This window comes from Sporosarcina sp. A2 (assembly GCF_050858885.1).
Classification (GTDB): domain Bacteria; phylum Bacillota; class Bacilli; order Bacillales_A; family Planococcaceae; genus Sporosarcina.
In genome coordinates this window covers 697,824-718,157 of record NZ_CP193898.1, presented here as the reverse complement: position 1 = coordinate 718,157, position 20,334 = coordinate 697,824, and the positions used below count along the sequence as shown (strand labels likewise).

At 41.1% G+C, this 20,334-nt stretch carries 17 protein-coding genes; 6 read left to right on the top strand and 11 right to left on the bottom strand.

What is annotated here, in order from left to right:
- Positions 1–156 precede the first annotated feature (156 nt).
- The 6 genes from ACRPI0_RS03155 to ACRPI0_RS03130 all read left to right on the top strand — a co-directional run bounded on the left by ACRPI0_RS03155 (position 157) and on the right by ACRPI0_RS03130 (position 6,369).
- Positions 157–699, top strand: a complete 543-nt coding sequence (locus tag ACRPI0_RS03155; protein WP_432354819.1) for a helix-turn-helix domain-containing protein — start codon at positions 157–159, stop codon at positions 697–699.
- A gap of 15 nt (positions 700–714) precedes the next feature.
- Positions 715–1,818 (top strand): ABC transporter ATP-binding protein, encoded by a 1,104-nt coding sequence (locus ACRPI0_RS03150; RefSeq protein ID WP_432354817.1) that lies wholly within the window; start codon positions 715–717, stop codon positions 1,816–1,818.
- A complete protein-coding gene (locus tag ACRPI0_RS03145) occupies positions 1,808–2,635 on the top strand; it encodes an ABC transporter permease (RefSeq protein ID WP_432354815.1) in 828 nt (275 codons plus the stop codon). The genes ACRPI0_RS03150 and ACRPI0_RS03145 overlap by 11 nt, the downstream gene beginning before the upstream one ends.
- Entirely contained in the window at positions 2,619–3,419 is an 801-nt protein-coding gene (locus tag ACRPI0_RS03140; protein WP_432354813.1) for an ABC transporter permease, read from the top strand. The genes ACRPI0_RS03145 and ACRPI0_RS03140 overlap by 17 nt, the downstream gene beginning before the upstream one ends.
- Complete coding sequence (locus tag ACRPI0_RS03135) at positions 3,416–4,489, top strand: ABC transporter substrate-binding protein (RefSeq protein ID WP_432354811.1); 1,074 nt, start codon at positions 3,416–3,418, stop codon at positions 4,487–4,489. The genes ACRPI0_RS03140 and ACRPI0_RS03135 overlap by 4 nt, the downstream gene beginning before the upstream one ends.
- Before the next feature lie 683 nt (positions 4,490–5,172).
- Positions 5,173–6,369: an MFS transporter gene (locus ACRPI0_RS03130; RefSeq protein WP_432354809.1), complete on the top strand. Its 1,197-nt coding sequence runs from the start codon at positions 5,173–5,175 to the stop codon at positions 6,367–6,369.
- A gap of 49 nt (positions 6,370–6,418) precedes the next feature.
- Here the strand turns inward: ACRPI0_RS03130 and ACRPI0_RS03125 are convergent, their stop codons facing one another.
- The 11 genes from ACRPI0_RS03125 to ACRPI0_RS03075 all read right to left on the bottom strand — a co-directional run bounded on the left by ACRPI0_RS03125 (position 6,419) and on the right by ACRPI0_RS03075 (position 20,283).
- A complete protein-coding gene (locus ACRPI0_RS03125; RefSeq protein WP_432354807.1) occupies positions 6,419–8,845 on the bottom strand; it encodes a VWA domain-containing protein in 2,427 nt (808 codons plus the stop codon).
- Positions 8,846–8,987: 142 nt separating this feature from the next.
- Positions 8,988–10,736 carry a vWA domain-containing protein gene (locus tag ACRPI0_RS03120; RefSeq protein ID WP_432354805.1) on the bottom strand — a complete coding sequence of 583 codons (1,749 nt, stop codon included), beginning with the start codon at positions 10,734–10,736 and terminating at the stop codon, positions 8,988–8,990.
- A 15-nt stretch (positions 10,737–10,751) separates the two neighbouring features.
- Positions 10,752–11,618: a DUF58 domain-containing protein gene (locus ACRPI0_RS03115; protein WP_432354803.1), complete on the bottom strand. Its 867-nt coding sequence runs from the start codon at positions 11,616–11,618 to the stop codon at positions 10,752–10,754.
- Positions 11,618–12,610, bottom strand: coding sequence for an AAA family ATPase (locus ACRPI0_RS03110; RefSeq protein WP_432354800.1), 993 nt, complete (start codon positions 12,608–12,610; stop codon positions 11,618–11,620). The genes ACRPI0_RS03115 and ACRPI0_RS03110 overlap by 1 nt, the downstream gene beginning before the upstream one ends.
- A gap of 24 nt (positions 12,611–12,634) precedes the next feature.
- Entirely contained in the window at positions 12,635–14,167 is a 1,533-nt protein-coding gene (locus ACRPI0_RS03105; RefSeq protein WP_432354799.1) for a hypothetical protein, read from the bottom strand.
- A gap of 14 nt (positions 14,168–14,181) precedes the next feature.
- Positions 14,182–15,030, bottom strand: coding sequence for an ABC transporter permease (locus ACRPI0_RS03100; RefSeq protein WP_432354797.1), 849 nt, complete (start codon positions 15,028–15,030; stop codon positions 14,182–14,184).
- Positions 15,011–15,961 (bottom strand): ATP-binding cassette domain-containing protein, encoded by a 951-nt coding sequence (locus tag ACRPI0_RS03095; RefSeq protein WP_432354795.1) that lies wholly within the window; start codon positions 15,959–15,961, stop codon positions 15,011–15,013. Before ACRPI0_RS03095 ends, ACRPI0_RS03100 begins: the two co-directional genes overlap by 20 nt.
- Positions 15,958–18,354 (bottom strand): hypothetical protein, encoded by a 2,397-nt coding sequence (locus ACRPI0_RS03090; RefSeq protein WP_432354794.1) that lies wholly within the window; start codon positions 18,352–18,354, stop codon positions 15,958–15,960. Before ACRPI0_RS03090 ends, ACRPI0_RS03095 begins: the two co-directional genes overlap by 4 nt.
- 77 nt (positions 18,355–18,431) lie before the next feature.
- Entirely contained in the window at positions 18,432–19,325 is an 894-nt protein-coding gene (locus ACRPI0_RS03085; protein WP_432354792.1) for a LysR family transcriptional regulator, read from the bottom strand.
- 131 nt (positions 19,326–19,456) lie between these two features.
- Positions 19,457–19,897: a cyclic-di-AMP-binding protein CbpB gene (gene cbpB / locus ACRPI0_RS03080; RefSeq protein ID WP_432354790.1), complete on the bottom strand. Its 441-nt coding sequence runs from the start codon at positions 19,895–19,897 to the stop codon at positions 19,457–19,459.
- Positions 19,898–20,034: 137 nt separating this feature from the next.
- Positions 20,035–20,283 (bottom strand): hypothetical protein, encoded by a 249-nt coding sequence (locus ACRPI0_RS03075; protein ID WP_432354788.1) that lies wholly within the window; start codon positions 20,281–20,283, stop codon positions 20,035–20,037.
- Between the last annotated feature and the right edge of the window lie 51 nt (positions 20,284–20,334).

Below are 20,334 nucleotides of genomic sequence, written 5' to 3'. Positions count from 1 at the left end.
ACCTCTAATAATTAGACTTTCATCCGTATACCTTACAAAATAGGGAATGCTTTTAAAACTATCCTTGATTTCTTGTGTCGTTTTTGTATAATGAAAGATGCTAAAAGTAAACTTGAAGTACAGTTAAACTAAACTTTTATGAAAGTAGGAAGCAAAATGCAGATCGGAAGCAAAATCAAGCGGCTGCGATTACAGAGTGGGCTCACACAAGAAGAGCTTGGTGAACGTACCGACTTGACGAAAGGCTACATTTCTCAATTGGAAAGAGATTTAAATTCTCCTTCTATTGAAACGCTTTTCTCCTTGCTTGAAGTTCTCGGTACTACTCCAAAAGATTTTTTTGACGAAACGAAGAAAAGCGATCCTGTCGTTTATTCACCTGAACACCAAACGACCTACACGAATGACGACATGCATTATAAAATACGGTGGCTTATTCCAAGATCTAATGAAAACGAAATGGAACCTGTTCATATTACGTTTTCGTTTAAAGGTGAGCTCAAGCAGTTTGCTCCTTCCCTATCTGAAACGTTTATCTATGTCCTCGTGGGGAACGTGGAAATAGAGATTGGAACACAAGTGTATACAGCAAGAGCTGGAGATGCTGTTTATTATTCAGCAGAAGACCAACATCGAATTTACAACGCGCATGATGGCCCGAGTGAATTGTTACTCGTTGCAACAGAATCTTACTTATAAAAAGGGGGACCTTCTTTGTCCACACAACCGATAATTCGCTTTGAGAATGTACGAAAAAGCTTTGGCGAAGACACTACTGTATTAGATGGAGTCTCATTTGAGATGGAACGCGGAAAATTTTACACCCTCCTTGGCCCTTCTGGCTGTGGTAAAACGACTATCCTTCGACTTATTGCAGGGTTTACAGAGCCTTCTGAAGGCACAGTCTATTTTAATGGCAAGTCTGTTAACCAAACGCCTGCAAACGAACGTCAAGTGAACACCGTATTCCAGGACTACGCGCTGTTCCCTCATCTGAATGTCTACGAAAACGTTGCGTTCGGCCTTCGCATAAAAAAAGTGAAAAAGGCTGAAGTCGATCGACGTGTGAAAGAAGCGTTAAAATTCGTTAATCTTGATGGTTACGAAAACCGAGAGATTACAGAAATGTCCGGTGGTCAACGCCAGCGAGTTGCGATTGCTCGTGCAATTATCAATGACCCTGATGTGATTTTATTGGACGAACCCCTATCCGCTCTAGACTTAAAATTGCGATCCGCTATGCAATATGAATTACGTGAACTACAGCAACGCCTAGGGAAGACATTCATCTTTGTCACCCACGACCAAGAAGAAGCGCTTGCGATGTCTGACGAAATCTTCGTCATGAATTCTGGGCAAATCCAACAATCTGGAACACCAATCGATATTTATGATGAACCGATTAACCGATTTGTCGCTGACTTCATAGGAGAATCGAATATTGTATCAGGAGTTATGATTGATGATTACCTAGTAGAATTTAACGGCAAACGATTCGAATGTGCTGATGCTGGTCTGCAACCTAATGAGAAAGTAGATATCGTTTTACGACCAGAAGATATTGAAATCACACCAGTCGATGCCGGTAAACTAACAGTTACTGTAGACACTTCTCTATTCCGTGGCGTCCACTATGAAATATCCACATACGACCAAGACGGCAATGAATGGCTCGTCCATTCTACGAAAAAAGCCGAAGTCGGTATGCAAATTGGTCTAGACTTTATCCCAGAAAACATTCATGTCATGCGTCTTAACGAATCAGAAGAAGACTATGATGCGCGACTTGAAGCGTATGGTGCGGCGGATGAAGACTAATCGCACAGGTTTCCGTCTATCATTAGTTCCATATTCTCTTTGGATAATACTTTTCGTTATCGCACCGATCGGCTTAATCGTCTACTATTCATTTTTCGACCTAAGTGGCAATTTCACATTTGAAAACTATAAAAACTTCTTTACGTCCGTCTATTTAAAATTGACGATTAGCTCATTTTGGTATGCGTTTCTAATTACGTTCTTTTCGTTGCTCATTTCCTATCCGACAGCTTACTTTTTAACTAAGCTAAAGCACAAACAATTGTGGTTACTGCTAATTATTATTCCTTCATGGATTAACTTATTGTTGAAAACGTATGCGTTTATTGGACTTATGGGGCTATACGGACCTGTCAACGCCTTACTCGAATCTATCGGTATCGGTAAACAGCAGATTCTGTTCACCGACTTCAGTTTTGTATTCGTCTCTGTATATATATTCATCCCGTTTATGATATTGCCAATTTTTAATGCGTTGGATAAGTTAAATCCAGCTTTGATTGACGCGTCACGCGATCTTGGAGCAAATGCCTGGATAACGTTCAGACGTGTCATTTGGCCCCTTACATTGAACGGAGTAAAGTCTGGTGTACAAGTTGTATTCATACCTGCACTTTCGTTGTTCATGATTACCCGACTTATTGCTGGAAACAAAGTTATCACACTTGGTACGGCAATTGAACAGCAATTCCTTGTCACACAAAACTGGGGAATGGGATCGACAATTGCTGTCTTCTTGATACTATTTATGGTTGTCATTTTACTACTGACAACCGCGAACGAAAGGGGGATGGCTGGAAGTGGAAAGAAACGGTAAACTCCCAAAAATCTATTTAACAGCTGTCTTTCTTGTGTTGTATGCACCCATTTTCTACCTAATATTCTACTCATTCAACTCAGGTGGCACGATGTCTCATTTTGAATCATTTACGTGGGAACATTACGCGGCTGTGTTTGAAGATAAACGACTTATTGTCATTGTTCTCAATACAGTCGTAGTAGCCTTATTATCAGCTCTAATCTCAACGGCAATCGGTGTTATGGGAGCCATTACAATCCATTACATGCGTAATAAGGTGATGCGTAATGCCATGCTCTCAATGAATAGCATTCTAATGGTTAGTCCAGATGTTATCATCGGCGCTTCCTTCCTGATCCTCTTTACGCTTGTTGGCATCAAACTTGGGTTTGCTTCGGTATTGCTTTCGCATATCGCCTTCAGTATCCCAATTGTCGTCATCATGGTGTTACCAAAGTTACAAGAAATGAGCCCTACATTAATTGACGCGGCACTTGACCTAGGAGCGTCTCGAAAAGAGATTATGTCACGTGTTATCTTACCTTTCATCAAACCGGGAATATTCGCAGGTTTCTTCTTGGCTTTGACGTATTCACTCGATGATTTTGCGGTTACGTTCTTTGTAACAGGTAATGGCTTCTCTACACTATCTGTTGAGATTTATTCTATGGCTCGGACGGGTGTCACGTTGACTATTAATGCACTTTCCGGTTTAATATTCGTCATTACAGCCGGTCTAATACTCGGCTATTACTTCATTACGAATCGACCTAAAACACCGGCTTCGGGGGTGAAACGATGAAATCTTTAGTTCGTAGCGCTATTCTTATAGCAGCAACAGCAGCGATATTGATGATCATCAACGCGCAACTTGCAAAAAGTGGTTCACAATCTGGAGGCAACACACTTACTGTTTACAACTGGGGAGAATACATCGATCCAGATCTTATCAAACAGTTTGAAAAAGAATCAGGCATTAATGTCATCTATGAAACATTCGATTCAAACGAGGGAATGATGGGAAAGATTGAACAAGGCGGTACTTCTTATGACATAACTATCCCTTCGGAGTACATGGTGGAAATGATGCGTCAGAAAGATTTGCTCATCCCACTTGATTATAAAAAAATTCCAAACATAAAAAACATCGATCCTTATTTTATGGACCTCCCTTTCGATCCTGAAAACACATATTCTATCCCTTACTTCTGGGGCACGCTCGGAATAGCTTACAATCCGACGTTGTTAGATGGTCAAACATTTGAGAGTTGGGATAACTTATGGGATCCATCCCTCGAGCAGGAAACTGTCCTTGTAGACAGTGCTCGTGAAGTAATTGGAATGGGGTTGAATTCACTTGGCTATTCTCTTAACTCAACGAATGTGAAAGAACTTCGGGAAGCTACGGATAAATTAAAAACGTTAAGTCCAAACATAAAAGCCGTCATCGGTGATGAAGTGACCCAGATGATGATGAATAACGAAGCGGCAGTGTCGCTCATCTGGTCCGGTCAAGCAGCGGATATGATGTCTGAGAACGAAGATATTACGTACGTCGTTCCGGAAGAAGGCTCTAACTTGTGGTTTGATAACATCGTAATACCAAAAACAGTGAAAAATATCGACGGTGCTTACGAATTCATCAACTTCATGTTACGGCCTGAAGTTGCTGCTCAAAACGCCGATTACGTAGGGTATTCAACTCCGAACAAAGAGGCTCTGGACTTTTTGGATGATGAAGTGACTTCAGATGAACGCTATTATCCTGATGAAGAAGCGCGTGATCATTTAGAAGTTTACAAAGATCTTGGTCTGGAGATGCTAGGCACTTACAATGAGTTGTTTTTAGAGTTTAAGATGGATATGAAGTGAGTTTGAATTTTTATAGTACAGCAGAAGCGATTGCCGCTTCTGCTGTTTTTTTCTTGGGCTTGTTGAGTTATGAGCGTTTTTGCGTGGTTTATGATCGCGTTCCCTGGGTTATGATCACTTTTCCTGAGTTATGAGCACGTTCCCTGGGGTTATGATCGCTTTCCCTGAGTTATGAGCGCTTTCCCTGGCTTATGATCACTTTCCGTGAGTTATGAGCGCGTTCCCTGGGTTATGATCACTTTCGGTGAGTTATGAGCGCGTTCCCTGGGTTATGATCACTTTTCCTGAGTTATGAGCGTTTCTCCTGGGTTATGATCACTTTTCCTGAGTTATGAGCGTTTCTCCTGGGTTATGATCACTTTCCATGAGTTATGAGCGCGTTCCCTGGGTTATGATCACTTTTCCTGAGTTATGAGCGTTTCTCCTGGGTTATGATCACTTTCCGTGAGTTATGAGCGCGTTCCCTGGCTTATGATCACTTTCCGTGAGTTATGAACGCTTTCCTGGAGTTATGATTACTTTCCGCAATTTATGAGAATTCCTCCGACATATTTCCAATATACTCACCAAAAATGCTAGTTTCAAATCTATCGTTAGAATTGTCCGAGTTGTCAAAAGACCGGAGAGACAGGCTATATGATAGACTTAGGCAATATAAAACTGGATATCAAGGAGGAACATGTGTGGCCGCTAAATCTACTTCATTTGCAATTTATATTCTTATGTTTAATATGTTCATCACGATGTCAGGAATCGGACTTATCATTCCAATTATGCCCGATTATTTAGGGACGTTTGGTGTAGCTGGTACAGCACTTGGAGCTTTGATAGCTGTGTTCTCATTTGCTCAATTTATTTTTTCTCCTGTGTCTGGTTCTCTTTCCGATAAACATGGTCGTAAAAATATTATTATCTTCGGACTTGTTCTTTACGGTGTCTCTCAACTTGCTTTTGGGCTTTCGACTGAACTTTGGATGCTCTTCGTAGCTCGCTTCTTCTCTGGTTTTGGCTCCGCTTTCCTCATTCCACCGATGATGGCATTTGTCGCAGACATCACTACATTTGAAGAACGCGGTCGGGGTATGGGATTACTTGGTGCTTCCATGTCTCTTGGGTTTATGATTGGACCTGGAATTGGAGGATTTCTTGCTAAGTTCGGTTTGCAGTTTCCATTCTATTTTGCTGCAGGTGCTGCATTATTCGCTGCCGTTATGTCATTTTATATTTTACCTAATCCAGCGCCAAGTACTGCTTCTGAAAATGGTCCAAGGCGCACTGAGAACTTATTCCAACAAATTATACGTTCCACTAAAACACCTTACTTCGTTGTGCTTCTGGTCATGTTCGTCTTCTCATTCGGATTAGCGAACTTCCAATCAACGATATCACTCTATGTCGGCATTAAATATGACTACACACCGCTTATGATTGCTGTCGTTATAACAGTTGGTGGTTTTGTCGGTGTTATTATCCAAACCTTCGTCATCAGTCGATTGTTTAAACGATACGGAGAAATGCGCGTCATCCTCATCAACCTAGTCATAGCTGCAATTTCCATGCTCAGCATTACATTCGTAAACATGTTTTGGTCAATCTTATTAGTAGCGACAATCTTCTCAACAGCAACAGCGTTATTGCGTCCTGCCGTTAATACATTGGTTTCTAAACTTGCCGGAGACGAGCAAGGATATGCAGCAGGAATGATGAATGCTTATATGAGCTTAGGGAATATGGTCGGTCCTGCACTCGCAGGATTCGTTTTCGATTGGAAAATGACGGCTCCTTACTTCCTAGGAACCGTCATACTTCTAGCCTGTTTTGCACTAGCCGCCACATGGGCAAAACGGAATTCAGAATCGCTAGCGGCCACACGTTCTTAATCAAAAATATCCCCAAGACGCATCTAACGAAGCGTTTTGGGGATATTTATTATCTCTTCTTTTTTCGCTTTAATAACTCCGTAATACTTGTACCGGTATCTTCACTCGTTTGTTGAGCATCTCGATTGGTACGTAAAGCAGGAACAAGTCTTCCAAATCTACGTAACGTAATGTCCGAAAAAAAGAGAAGTAATGATCCGAACAACAGCCAAGTCGTAATGGTTTTATGCTCTTCTCCGCGGTTTGGAAGCGATCTGAATACTTCTTTTGGATCCGTCACTACACTTCCACCCATCAATTTTGCAATAGATGTTAATAATTCTTCGTCAGGATTTCTCGGTCTGTACTCTTCACTATAAGGAATCGTAACGCCTGTTTCAAACAGACGATTTTGATCATCTGTCACACTTAAATAAGCTAAGCCAGGTGCAGAATCTAACGTAACGATTGTTTTCCCTGGTAGTGACTGATCTTCAACGACTTTGATTTCCTCACCTGTTTCTGTTACTGCAGATACTTCTAGAAATGCGGCTTCTCCACTCGTATCTGTAATAGTAAATTCCCCATCATTACCTTGAGTCAATACATAAGGTGCTGAACTGTAGGATGGCAATATGCGCGTCATCGCAGTATTCCAAAATTCGGGATACTGCTCCCAAGATGCTAGATCACCAGACCATTTCCCTGAAGAATCTGATGTGAAGGCAAGCGTGCGACCTAGTCCATATTTCCATTCTGCTAGAATTGGATCTTCTTTAGGGCTAATAGCCGCAACGTCTGCTGTTTGTTTCGCAGTTGTCGCAATGTATGCATTCATTTTAGGAACACCTGAAGCAAATAATTCATTCCACTCCGCTACACTTCCAAGCTTCATATAAAATGGATCATCTTCAATATACGTGCGTGTCATCGTAATGGTTTCGCGTGATAGAATTGCTGGTACTGTGGATTCGTCCGTCACGCCATAATAGCGTCCTCCACCTGTTAGTGCCATCTCTTCCAGTAATGTTTGGTCTGCATCAGTCCCAATTCCAACTGTGGATAAAGTCGTATTGTTATTCTTTGCCTCCTCAATAATATCAATGTATCCCGGAGGCATCGATGATTGTCCATCAGTTAATAGGATGATGTGTTTCCGTTGAAGTGACAAGTCAGCCAAGTCTTGGAATGCTTTCTCGACGGAAGGGAAAATGTTAGTGCCTCCTGCTGCAGGAACTGCTAGGATCTTCTCTATAATCTCTTGTTTATCATTGATTGGACCAACTGGAACTACTTCCCAGATGGAATCATCAAATGCAGTAAATCCGAACGTATCTTTTTCCCTAAGTAAATCTACCGATCTCGAAGCTGCCTCCCGCGCGAGTATTAGCTTCGACCCGCTCATACTTCCCGATCTGTCCATCACAATTACTAACCCGAGTGAAGGTAACTCTTCTTTACCTTTCACTTCCATTTCTACTGGTAACAATTCTTCGATTGGAGTTTTAAAATATCCGCCTAATCCAAAACTATTAGGCCCTCCCGTCATCATGAAGCCCGTTCCAAAGTTTCTCACGACTTGCTCAATGAGCGCCATCTTTTGTTCCCCTACAACCGTACCAGGAACATTATCAAAAATGATCGCTTGGTACGGTAAATAACCCGATATTATGGAGGGTAGCTCTGTTGCTTGAAGTACTGTGACATTCAATGCTTTCTGATCGAGTAATGACGGTATAACCGAAGGACTATCATCGTTCTCAACGATTAATACTGATGGCTTCCCTTGTACTGAAACCGCCGCAAACATTCGATTGTTTTCCAAGAAATGATCGTTATCCACAACTAGTTTCGCTTCGTACTTGACTAGTCCTGTTTCAGCTACTGGTAATGGATAGGTAAATTGATTGAGTCCAGGAACGAGGTCGATAGCTTCCTCACCAAGTAGAAGGTCATCTTTATATAAAAACAGAGTTCCCGTCGTCCGATTTGATGAATTCACTTCTACCTTCATAAATTGTTTTTGCCCAGCGAACGAGGTGCGGGGCACATCTAACTTCGTTAACGCAGCATCTGAATACGTCTGATTCTCCAGTTTTGCGACATCAATCTGTACTCGGTTATTTGTAAACTTCTGAAGATAACTAAGCACATCGCCTTTTGTTTGTAATCCATCTGTCAGCAAAACCATTCGTGTTGCTGCATCTGGATGGCCAGTTGTCTTTGCGAGTGTAACTGCCTTTTCAAGATTGGTTTCACTTATTTGTCCCAGTGATTCTAATTCAGGTATACGGACCTGATCTTTAGTTAATGAAATATCCGTCCGGAAATCTCCTGCAAATGAATAGAGGCCAACAGTTTGGTTAGGGTTTTTGGCTTTTAAGCTCTGCTGAATAAACGCATAGATTTCTTCCTCTGTCCCTGAAGTTGATGCTGAACGATCCGCCAAAAATAGAATTTGTTCTTCATTGTTGAAAAGCACAATATAGGGTGTCATTAGAGCGGCAACCAATAATAAAATGGACGAACTGCGTAAGACAAAAAGCCAGGCAGTCCTTTTTGTTTTCCGTTGCACACTTCGCCATGAAAAAATCAAATAAATAATGATAGGGATTAGCAGAAGTAACCAAAATGGGTGCTCAATACGGATATCCACGTCGTCGCTGCACCTCCCATTCTAGTAACAACATCATTACAAGTAGTATTAGAACCGGCCAAATCATAGGAACTTTTTGTTGTTTCTCTACATCTACTGCTGTTAGATTTCCAGTTGAATAAGAATCACTCACACTAACATTGCGCTCTGTAGGATCCAGTTGGACCGCAAATAACTTTTCTGTCATATCATCAGTTGCTTTGTAAATGCCTGGTTTCATAGGCGCACGCAACGTATTTGGAGATTCGCTAGTGTCTACAAAGGTGCCTGACAAATCGTAGATATCGGCCATCCCCATCAAAATAACAGACTTTCGTTGAAGAGGGGTGAATACACCTAACGAATTCGATTCCATAGTTAATGATTTCACCAAACTCCAGACAAATAACGGAAAAGTGGGCTGCAATGGCCAGTCAGTAGATTCTAGATCTGCTAGAAAAATAATATCACCTCGTGGTGAACGCTGAATGAGAGGCTTCTCCCCTAAGCGCGCAATCACATCAAATCCTTCAAATGCTGGATAAATCTTTTCTACATACATCTCAGTCGGCGCACCAATTGAAAATAGTGGATCATCTGTTACTGTGACCTCACCTTTTGCTTCGACCGATTTCTCTTTATCTCGTCCGATTAAAAACACAGGGCGGTCCCCTTTTGTCAACTCGCTTTCCGAACCTGTAATCTGCAACGCATTCGGTACATCGAATTCTTCACGGGTACCTATCAATGCATCCTCTTGGATTGCTTGAACGGCTTTTTTAAGTAATTCATGCATCGAATCATCTACAATAACGGTTACAGATTCTTTCTCAAGTAGTGCAAAACTAGTGTTATCTGCAACATAGTCATCGTTCGTTAACAGCTCAACCTGAAGGGCATTCGCATTTGTTTTAATAGCGTGAAACGAAACCAATTCTTCACTGCCAGGCTCACCTTTAAACGTCTGTTCTTGGAGTACCTTTTCAGTTTCTGCTTCTTTCAATTGTAGAGTTCCTGATTGTACATTTTCCGTATCGTGTTTTAGCTTGACGATGGCTGTCAGCTCATTAGCTTTACGACTCGCTCCAAAACGTATTATAGAGTGATTCTCTATTTTCTTTTCATTCGTATGTACATTCCAACTCATGTTTGTCCCTTCATATGCAATAGCCGTTCTATCCAATGCATCAGTGAAAATATGAACTTCCGCTCCCTTATCATTGTACATAGATTTCACAAGTTCAATAGCTACATCCATATGTGTCTGCTCATAACGAACCGTCAAGTTATCAATTGCATCTAGAGCTGAACCGATTTCACTATTTTGTACGATTACCTCGGGTTCTTTACCTGTAATGATAATAGTCACAGGACGACCTTCAGTACTTGAAAGCATTTCTTCTATAGCTTTTTGATGCGTTTCAAAGAGGCTCTCGTCGGTTGGTGTTGCAAGCATCGTTGCAGAGCTATCTACTACAAAAACTAGAGGAATACCTTCGGTGAAATCCTGCTTTGTATAGGGACCTAGAAGCATCCAAACAAATAGAAGAAGCGCAAGGAATTGCAAGTAAAATAGTGCATTACGCTGTAAGTTCCGAATGAAAGGTGAAACGCTATCTTCACGTCGATTTTCATTCCAAAATAGAGTAGAGGAAATGAGTTTTGGTTCAAATCGCTTTCTGAATAAATAATAGGCGATTACTGTGAGTGGAAATATCAGTGTCCACAAGTTCGTCAAACTAGCAAACCCCATTGATAACCCTCCTCTCTAACGTACCCAACCTATTCCACGCATTTGAATCGTAAACACATCAATAGGCCCTGTTTGTGGTGTTGTCATGACCACACTAACACCGTACTTCGTGGCACTTTCCATCATACGCAGTTGATGGTTCTTTTCTTGAAGCATGTATGCTGCTTCAACGGACTGCATCATCGTAACTTCGGAAATTCCCTCACTTTCACTATCAATGAGACGCATATCTCCTTGGTAAGTTGGATAAAGCTCCGAGGCGGAACGGATCGCCACTACTCGTACATCCTTACATCTTGCTGAAAGTTTCTTGAAAAGCTGATCAAGATGCTCATTTGGTTCAAGTGCATCTGTTACTACGAATATTAGAGTAGTCCCTTTCGGAATTGTCGGAATGCCCGCCAGCAATCCAGAAGTTTCGGATGGTTTCTCAATACGACTAATATAAGTAGTCCAGGAAGCTGCCTGGCGAGCTCCCTTTCTAGTAAATAATTGCTTTTTACCGTGATGTAATCGGCTGATTGAAACCGTATCACTATTCTTTAGCGCGATTTGCCCAAGTCCTATCGATAGTTGTTGAGCAAACATCCATTTGTCTTCAAAATCCATGGATTTACTCGTATCCAGCAAAATGTGGACACGCATTTCTTGTTCATCTAGAAATTGTTTAATGAAATATGAATCCGTTCGTGCGTATACATTCCAATCAATATGGCGGATATCATCACCAGGATGGTATTCTTTAAAATTCGAGAACTCTAGTGAAGCTCCTGTTTTTTTCGAAACATGACTTCCTTTATGATGACCAAGACGTCCACCGCGCTGAACAAATGACAATCGACCTAGACGCATTGAGAGACTCGGAGGAAAGAAAAAAGTCATTAATTGACTACCTCCGTCCTCATGCTTGCAAGCACTTGGTCAATGAATGCTTCGTTCGTGATTCCTTCAGCTTCAGCTTCATAATTTAGTTGGATGCGATGAAGCAAAGCGGGTTTTGCAACGGTACGGATATCTCCTATGGAAACATGAACACGTCCCAAAAGAAACGCTCTTGCTTTTGCAAGTCGGATGATCGCTTGCAATCCACGAGGCCCGCTGCCGAACTGTATGTACTGGGACCATTTATTTGCTTCACTAGACTCTGCATGAGTCATCTGAACTAGCTGAATCGCATAGTCGATCATCTCCTCAGCAATGACAACTTCCTTAACAAGCTGCTGCGATTGCAGTAACTCGGTTTCATTAATCACTTTCTGAATTCGTATAGTAGAAGTACCAGTAGTGCGTTTCACGATTTCCTTCAATTCGCTTGTTGAAGGATGGTGTAAATTGATTTTGCAAAGGAATCGGTCCAATTGTGCTTCAGGTAACGGATACGTTCCTTCCATATCAATGGGGTTTTGAGTCGCAAGAACAAAAAATGGTTTTGACATGGGATATGTATTTCCAAGAACGGTAACCGTCTTTTCCCCCATCGCTTCCAATAACGCACTTTGTGTTTTCGGTGTGGCACGATTGATTTCATCAGCTAATACTAACTGGCTGAACAAAGGACCTTCGTTAAATGTGAAGCGCTGTTTACCTTGCTCTCCACGCTCCAGGAGAGTAGTTCCTGTAATATCTGATGGCATAAGATCCGGTGTGAATTGGATTCGCTTAAAAGACAAGTCCAGCGCTTCACTAATTGTTCGGATAAGCATTGTCTTTCCAAGTCCAGGAGCGCCTTCTAAAAGTGCATGTCCGTCTGCAAGAATGGAGAGTAACGTGTATTCAATGGCTTGCTCCTGCCCTACGATGAACGTAGCAATTTCTGATCTTACATCATTCATCTTTTGACTCATCTCTTCAAATGATTGCAATAAGTCCGTCATAGAAATCTCTCCTTTCATTATGAATTATTCAATCGATGAAAAGTAATCCGTCACAATTCTTTCCAACTCAGGGGATAAAGGAAGTTGATCTGAACGTTTTAAATAGGATTCTTTATACTGACCGACCACCTCTTCATATGGCCGAATTGTTCCTCGTTCATTCACCGTCTGTTTGTCTTTAGAATCGATCGTAGATCCTTTGCCTAGCTTTCCATTATCCTTATCCACACCGGCTGAATTTCCAACTCGATTATTTGGGATAGCGAGTAAATTTCTCCCTCCCATCCCAATACCTTGTCCACTACCATTGCCCGGTCCTTGACCTTGGCCTTGACCTTGGCCTTGACCTTGACCTTGGCCTTGGCCTTGACCTTGACCTTGGCCTTGGCCTTGGCCTTGACCTTGGCCTTGGCCTTGACCTTGGCCTTGGCCTTGACCTTGGCCTTGGCCTTGACCTTGGCCTTGGCCTTGGCCTTGACCTTGGCCTTGGCCTTGACCTTGGCCTTGGCCTTGACCTTGGCCTTGACCTTGACCTTGGCCATGATTTTTATCCTTGTTAGGATTTGTTTTGCCCGAAGAGGGCTTTTTAGTTGAGTTAAGGTCACCTTTTCCTGAAGAGTTTGGGCCTGAAGGTGTTGAAGGAGACTGAGTACCTTCACCTTTACCACTCTGTCCAGCAGCCAGTTGTGGAACGGTTGGCGCCTTGCCTATTAAAGCCAATTCTTGATATGCTTCGTCGGCTTTTTTAGCCATAGAGTTCCCAAGCTCCGCAAGCTCTTCTATCTTTTTCTTTTCATCTGCGGATAATGCTTCCGTACTCCCAGTTTCCGATACGTTGCGCTTTTTCTCTAAGAGTTGCAACTGTTGAAATTTCAATTCCTTTTGAGCTTTAACAAACTTCTTCAAAGCTATTTCCGAGTCATCTGCGGTTTTCAACTCTTTTTCAAGCTGCTCTAATCTCTTTTTTATAGCTGGTGTTTTCACTCGATTCACTTGCTTTGTTGTCTCTTTCACAAGTGATTTCAGAATTTCTTTTTCTTTCACTACCGAGTGAGCCTCTTGTTGAGCAGGTGACGGAAAGAGTAGCAGAAGAACACAGATCATAACCGCACCTACGCCTGCCAGTACGACTCTCCACTCTATTGGTTTCTTTTTGCGTGATGAAAATAAGCTCGCAGCAGCAGGAAGTCGGGTTTCAACCCGTTCTCGTAAAGTAGCTCCAAACATTGAGTTCTGCACTTCTTTATCTAAAATAGTCATAAGTAAGTTATCCGGGATGTATCGATCTAATATACGGGCAGCTTCATTCAAGCTAACCCGTTTTTGAATAAAAAGAACAGCGGTGATGAACAATAGTAGAACAGCAGTTAGCCATGCAATCATCTCGTAATAAGGTAGGATGAACAATCTGGATATAGCGAGGATTACTATTGTCGCACTTAGTCCTAGAACTATTCCCCGAAGGAAAAAAGTAAGGGCTTGCTCTCGTAACAAGCTTCTTCTTACGCGAGCAACGGCTCGTTGAATTGAACGCATATCTCCAAATTGTTTTTCCATCGTTGTTCTCCTCCTTATTTACGTTTTTTCATATTCACTCTCAACCGTAATGTTGCTATCCATATAGAAACGATTGTAAGAATTCCATAGAATAGAAGATAGCCAATCCATAAGGGTGCTTTTACTTGTGTCATTTCTTGCAAACTGATTCCTAATTCTGGCGCAAGTAGCGAAGCGAAAAATATTTCAGGGTTAATAGACGCTAGGAAATGGCCTATATAGGATTTCGATGGCGTCATTGTCATGTTCCCAAATTGATTCACTTGAATAATGATGAGGAACAAGAAAGGCACGACTGCAGTTAAAAATAACATGCTTCCGTAAGTCGCAATCATCGATACCGTTGTCCGACGAATGAGTGTCGAAAATAAAATACCCAGACTACCGATGGCAAGCAACGTTACAAACAAAAATAACAATGATTTACTAAACAATATAGGTGAAATTCCACCAAATAGAAACACCATACTATAAACCGGTAGTCCCGCTACAATCAAAAGAAGCAAAAATAACACGGAAGACAATAGCTTCCCGGAAACGATTTGAAACGAACTTTGGGAAGTTGTTAGCAACATAGGCAACGTCTGTCGTTCTCGTTCACCGCTAATAGTACCTGCAGTAAGCCCTGGAGTAATAAAAAGAACCAGACCTAATTGGATGAATGTTAGAAATGTGAATAAGATGACGCTCTCTGACGGTTTGAAATAAGAAGATCCTGTTAAACTCGTAGTCGTGTAGATAAAACCGAAAACAAAAATACACATCGCTACTAAATACAATAGGACTCCCGTAAAACTTTTGGAGCTTCTAAACCGGAGCTTCACTTCTTTAGCAAGAACCGGATTAGTCAGTCTGCTTTTCACTATGCCCCACTCCCTTCGTTATCTCCATGAAGACATCCTCTAGGTCTACTGAGTCTTCCGTAAACGACAATACTTGAATTCCTGAGAGTACCGCTTCACGTAACAACTGAAACTGCTGCGCGTCATCGCCTTTGAATGTGAATGTCAGGATACCCGTATGCACATCATGAGATATTGCAGAAACAAAGGGACTTTCTTCAAAGAATGCAATGGCTGGAACATTATCTCCAGCAATTCTTGTAGTAATCGTTTTATCTCCAAGCAACTGAGCTTGAATTTCAGGAACCGATCCATGGGCAATGAGCTTACCATTGTCAATTACGCCAATTTCGTCACACATCTCAGCGAGCTCTGGTAAAATATGTGAAGAAATTAAAATCGTCTTCCCAATACTTTTGAGTGATCGTAAAATATCTCGCATTTCAACACGCGCTCTTGGGTCCAATCCGGAAGCAGGTTCGTCTAAAATCAGAACTTTAGGATCGTGAATCAAACTCCTTGCAAGGCACAACCTTTGCTTCATACCTCTTGATAAAGAGTCGACATACGCATCTCGTTTGTCCGTCAAATTTACAAGCTCCAGAAGTTCTGTGATTAGTTGCGATCTCTTTTCAGTAGGTATTCCATAACTAGCTCCGTAAAAGTCAAGATACTCATGGGCCTTCAATTGGTTGTAAATCCCGAAAAAGTCCGGCATATATCCAATAAGTTTTCTAATCTCCCCGGGCTTCTTTGTAATATCCACGCCATCAATCGTAACGGTTCCTGAAGTAGGTTGTAAAAGAGTAGCTAAAATCAGGAATGTGGTAGACTTTCCTGCTCCATTTGCACCTACAAATCCAAAAACAGTCCCTTCTTTCAGTGATAAGGTTAGCTCGTCAAGCGCTTTAACCTGACCGTACTTTTTTGTAAGATTGGAAATCTCTATCATTTCTCAACCTCCCCTGTTAATCGCAACTCTGGAGGATGAGATGCTTCTCCTAGTTGTCTATCGTTAAACTTAAGCTTAAGTAATACTTTTCCATCTTCTGTAACGTACTCGTTCGCAGGTTCAATTATAGGAGATGTTTTAGCTTCTACTTGTTCATAGCTTCCTGTTTTCACATTAAATAGGCTCACTTCATAACGGTTGGCGTCAACTCCAAATAATTGAAGTTTACTCCAATTATCGACCGATTCAACAAAGTCCTCAGGCAATTTCCATGTCTGAGTATAGTCGGTTTCAGAGAAGATATAATCTTTTACCATTTCGTCAATTAGTTCAGCGGGATTTCCTGAAGCTGATAGAAGTTCCATCTCCATTTGATCACTGTCTACTCTAACGGACCCTGACAATTTCGTATCGATATCGATAGGTTGAAGAACCATGGACAGTGGTGAGTTTTTCGCTTTTCGATCAGTTAGCTCGAGTTCCATAATTTGAGTATCCGTAGTTGCTGACAAGATAGGCTTAGTGGACTCATTCATATGAGTGGAAGAGAAGTTTAATAATCCTTCTTTCCTCAACTTAATAAGGTCATCTTGATTGGATGCTACAGGATTCATATATATATTTTGACTTGATACTCTTGACCCCAGAACTGTCACCTTCACATCTTCTTGAACAGTTAGGGTTTCTCCAGCAGGAATTGACCCAAGATTAATCTTCTTGTTGCCGGAAAGAATCATGACGTCTTTCACGGAAAACGGAAAATTATTAGTAATGGTTCCCGTCAAAGTCTTATTTTCAAGTTTTAAATCTGTTTCGAACGTGCCAATTGAGTCAAGCTCTGTATGCCCATAAATAGATGCGACATTCCAAAACCCAAGATTTCTAAAAGCAAGAATTTCTTCAGTAGCCCCTTTTTCCAATACAGCACCTTCATGGGCTGGTACGGTCGATCCGAACAGTGAATTCATAGATGAATTCGTAGTAACTGTACTTGGTTTCTGAACCGAAAACGTAAAGTCCCCTGCTTTGTCTGTTAAAAGGGATTCAGCATAATACCCGGTCATTTTTTTGTTTGGCTCAACAAAATAGACTGCGGAGTGCTGGAGTTGTGATGTACCTAGTCGATCTTTCCCTCCATAAGCGAATATTCCGAACGAAACCAAGACAGCTATAGCAGGGATAATCCACCATGCATGCTCTCGCTTATCTTTTTTACGAAGTACGATATAAAGGATTGGAATTATTAAAATGATATAGATACTAATTATGCCGAACAATAAAGGGGTTGAAACTTTAAAAGAAGGAAACAGTTCATTTGCTTCGCCAACACTGAAGACTAAATCATCCGTAGGTAAACTGTAGTACATTTGAGATGCTCTTTGTTTTAATACCTTTTGTCGGTTATTCAATAGCTCTGTCCAAAATGACTTAACACCTGGTGAAGACTTAAAAGCCTCACTACCGATGGTAAAAGTCGTTTGAAGAATCATTCCAGAACCTAAACGTTTGGAAGCAGCTAAAATAGTATCTTCTTTTTCCGCTAAAATTATCGATTCCGGTTGTATTTCAGCTGAAAAACCTGGTATAAATTCTTTGAATTTCTCGTTAAATAACGACGGAGAAAGTTGTTGAGTTCCCGTAATATTCAAGGGTAAATTCGAACTGAATATGCCCGCTTCTGCTGCAACGTTCTGCGATCCTCCGACTAGTAATGTTCCACCGGCCTCGACCCAGCCTAACATAGCTTCTTGTTGCTTTTGCGAAAGGTCAGCGATTGAATAGTTATCGATTGCAATGATATCTACAGCATCCCAACCTGTTCGTTCACTAGGAATTGGTGTTTTCCCTTTTTTAGTTAGGTTAAGTAGATGAGTTCCCTCTTGATTTTTTAAGGACAAATCCTTCAAAGACGACAACCTATCAATGTTATCTGCAAGTCCAGCGATGAAAAGAGACTCTTGAGGTAAACTTGTGGACGTTATAAGTTGAGTCCCGGAATGGGGTATTTCTTCTCCAGACTTCCAGCCATTTTCATAAAAGAATATATTCTTTTTCACTGGGTTTCCGTACATCATCGGATCTTCAATGGAGTCAACAACAACTGTAATTGTTTGTACTTCTCCTTCACCAATAGCAATAGGCACGGATTGACCGATACGATTCGATTGACTCGTAGTAGTATCGACTATCAGATCTCCTGCGAATGCTGATCCTTTGTTTTCAATCGTGAAAACGATAGGTGCTCCTTTTCCAGTTTTCGTTTTTTTGTCTAATCCAGTTTGAACCGAGACATGTAAGTCAGGTGCTGCTAAAGTTATAGCCGTAGGCCATATACAAATTACTGTTAGTAACAGTACTAACAAAGCGAAAGGCCTCAAGAATGTTTTTTTCAAATAGCCCGCCCCACTTTCCGAATTATCATTTTACTCTTGATTGGTAATTAGTACGTTTTCTATGCAATAAAGTTTCATTATTCAAGCAGTCTAGAATCATTCTGTAAACGATGTGCATGGGCTTTAATTACTTCTGAGAAAGCATCGACTTGCTTTAATTCAAAACTAGATTCATATCCAATCAAGTAAGTATCACGAGTCAATTCGAATTCCGCCTCATTGTTCAACAGGGGAATTTTATTTACTTGCTCATCACCCCTTAATGTGATAGATGGTAAGATGGCATAACCTATTCCATTTAGAACGAGCTGTCGGCATGTCTCCATTTGGTCCACAGTTAATTGTCTTCCAGGATTTTTCGAGAAATGCTTCTGCCACCATTGCTGAATTTCCGTGTAATAATTAGAGTCACTTTTAAATTGAATATATGGTCTTTCCGTGTCTTTTAATTGCTCTAATGAAGTAATTTCTTTATCCACTAAATACAACTGATCGCGAAATAAATACGTACGTCTACTGTTCCACTCAACTTCCCCTCTAACAATCCCTACATGAGCTTCACCTTCATAGAGCGCTCTCAGTATTTCTGAAGTCCAACCAGTCATCAATGATATTTTAGCGTCTGGGTAATGCTTGACATAATCTTTGAGTACTTCTGGTAACCATGTTTGACCGACAATTGAAGCACACGCAATTTTCAAGGTTCCGTGTACTCGATCCGCTAGACCTGCAATCTGTTCCATTGTTTCTTCTTTCCGTTGAACGGTCTCCTTAGCGAATTCAATGACTAGTTCTCCAGCTGCAGTCGGTACAAGGCCTTTCTGAGATCTAACAAATAGTTTTGCTCCCCAAGATTTTTCGATTGATTGTAACCGCTGGGAAAGCGCAGGTTGAGAGATAAATAAACGATCTGCCGCTTTTCGCATATTCCCTTCTTCAGCCAACACCTTCATAATTTCAGTTGTATTCATAAGCTTTTCATCACCTTTTTTTCAAATAGCGTTCGCTTCATGACTAGTTATCATTCATTCTATAATAAAAAGAAAGAGGCTCTTTAAAAAGAGCCTCTACACTTCACATGGATACATAATTCAACATACACTTACCTTGAACTATATACATATTTCTTAAACTGCTTCAACATCACACGACGCGTAAGGATACCTGCAAATGTGCCTTCTTCGTCTGTCACACATAAGAATGTATGGTTAATAAGCAAATCCAATCCTTTTTGAAAACGATCTGTTGTCCGAATCATAGGCAGATCCGTTTGCATAATATCGTCTACCTTCAATTCTGAAAGTCGTTCATATTCAATCCGTTCTAATCCTAATATCGCATCTGTGATCATTCCGATGCCTAATAATCCTCTTAGTTTATATTTTGCATCAAGTACAGGAATTGCAGAGTAACCCGTTTTGGTTAGAACGAGTAATGCATGTTCTGCATTATTACCTATTTGCACATGTGCGACTTTTTCAGAAGAAATCAGATAGTCGGATATTGGCATGACCAAAAAGTCATTATTATTCAAAGCAACCAATTTAAATCGCTCCTCCAGCAGCAATTTACTTCTTGCTATGCTGCACTTCTACTATATCATAGAGCCCACTGAAAAATGAATAAGTGATAAAAGAATCATGAAAAACTTCCAATTTCCTAAAAAAGAAAAACCTCTTTCTAGTTGAAAGAGGCCCAGTAGTAAAATATAACAATTAATGTAAAAACGGCGGCGACGAGAATAACCCATATAATCGGATTTAACGTAAAAGGATGATCTTCAATCGGGTCCGCCACACTGCGATCCTGCCTGTTTAGAACGCCTTCAGGATTGTAATCTGGCTTTTTCCGAATCGATAGCACACCGATTATCACAATAATCGCCACGACTACACCTATTGGAACCGCCCATACGTCAAATATTTTCATCCCTCCTCTGCAGACTGCTAAATCAATTCGCTGTCTGTTAGTTCAGGATGT

Coding starts and splice junctions, on each gene's coding strand:
- ACRPI0_RS03145 (WP_432354815.1), top strand. CDS start 1,808: ATGAAGACTAATCGCACAGGTTTCCGTCTATCATTAGTTCCATATTCT.
- ACRPI0_RS03110 (WP_432354800.1), bottom strand. CDS start 12,610: ATGACGGACTTATTGCAATCATTTGAAGAGATGAGTCAAAAGATGAAT.
- ACRPI0_RS03085 (WP_432354792.1), bottom strand. CDS start 19,325: ATGAATACAACTGAAATTATGAAGGTGTTGGCTGAAGAAGGGAATATG.
- ACRPI0_RS03125 (WP_432354807.1), bottom strand. CDS start 8,845: ATGACACCCTATATTGTGCTTTTCAACAATGAAGAACAAATTCTATTT.
- ACRPI0_RS03105 (WP_432354799.1), bottom strand. CDS start 14,167: ATGGAAAAACAATTTGGAGATATGCGTTCAATTCAACGAGCCGTTGCT.
- ACRPI0_RS03135 (WP_432354811.1), top strand. CDS start 3,416: ATGAAATCTTTAGTTCGTAGCGCTATTCTTATAGCAGCAACAGCAGCG.
- ACRPI0_RS03095 (WP_432354795.1), bottom strand. CDS start 15,961: ATGATAGAGATTTCCAATCTTACAAAAAAGTACGGTCAGGTTAAAGCG.
- ACRPI0_RS03120 (WP_432354805.1), bottom strand. CDS start 10,736: ATGGGGTTTGCTAGTTTGACGAACTTGTGGACACTGATATTTCCACTC.
- ACRPI0_RS03075 (WP_432354788.1), bottom strand. CDS start 20,283: ATGAAAATATTTGACGTATGGGCGGTTCCAATAGGTGTAGTCGTGGCG.
- ACRPI0_RS03115 (WP_432354803.1), bottom strand. CDS start 11,618: ATGACTTTTTTCTTTCCTCCGAGTCTCTCAATGCGTCTAGGTCGATTG.
- ACRPI0_RS03155 (WP_432354819.1), top strand. CDS start 157: ATGCAGATCGGAAGCAAAATCAAGCGGCTGCGATTACAGAGTGGGCTC.